Annotated in this window: 1 protein-coding gene; it reads right to left on the bottom strand. The window is 65.5% G+C overall.

Annotated elements, in window-relative coordinates; genetic code table 11:
• A partial coding sequence (locus SB756_RS29620; RefSeq protein ID WP_410913130.1) for an AMP-binding protein occupies window positions 1-278 on the bottom strand: 278 nt, incomplete at both ends.

The raw sequence follows: 278 nt of genomic DNA, 5'->3' as shown, positions 1-278 counted from the left end.
AAGCTGATCGTCGCTGCGGCCCAGATACTCCACCGCACCATCCGGCAGCCAGCGCGCCACATCACCGGTGCGGTACATCCGGGAGCCGTGTCCCCACGGATCGGCGACAAACCGGCTGGCAGTAAGGTCGGGACGATCAAGATAGCCATGCGCCAGCTGCACGCCGGTCAGATAGAGATCGCCAGCCACGCCCGGTTGCACCGGCTGCAGACGCGCATCCAGAATCCGTAAGCCGGTGTTCCAGACCGGGAAGCCAATCGGCACGCTGGCCCCTTCGA

This window comes from Pseudomonas sp. SIMBA_068 (assembly GCF_046534705.1).
GTDB classification, from domain to species: domain Bacteria; phylum Pseudomonadota; class Gammaproteobacteria; order Pseudomonadales; family Pseudomonadaceae; genus Aquipseudomonas; species Aquipseudomonas putida.
The sequence above is the reverse complement of the archived record's forward strand: the minus strand, read 5'-3'. Positions and strand labels throughout refer to the sequence as shown.